Source organism: Methylobacterium frigidaeris (genome assembly GCF_022179185.1).
Lineage (GTDB): Bacteria > Pseudomonadota > Alphaproteobacteria > Rhizobiales > Beijerinckiaceae > Methylobacterium > Methylobacterium frigidaeris.
In genome coordinates, this window is the sequence record NZ_BPQJ01000165.1 from 1 (window position 1) to 331 (window position 331).

The window sequence follows — 331 nt, forward strand, 5'->3', positions numbered from 1 at the left end:
CCTTCACGCTTTGCTCCGCTACAGCTTCGAAAGCGTTATCAATTAAATTGCCAATAATCGTAATAAGATGGGACAAGCCGATATGCGCAGGAAGAGGCGCGAGTGAGCTGTTCTCATCAATCACCAGCTTGACCTTCTTTTCCGATGCCTTGCTTATTTTCCCTAACAAAATGGCCTGCACCTGCTGCGAATGGATGTTATGGAATAAAAGATCATGCTGTTCATTTTGCATCGCATATTCCTCTTTAATCACATCAATGACTTCATCATACTGCCGAAGCTCAAGCAGCCCTAAAATCGCATAAAGCTTATTTGAAAATTCATGAGTCTG

Annotated in this window: 1 protein-coding gene; it reads right to left on the reverse strand. The window is 42.6% G+C overall.

What is annotated here, in order from left to right:
* On the reverse strand, window positions 1-331 hold a 331-nt coding region (locus MFF64_RS39060; RefSeq protein ID WP_498071635.1), incomplete at both ends, for a sensor histidine kinase.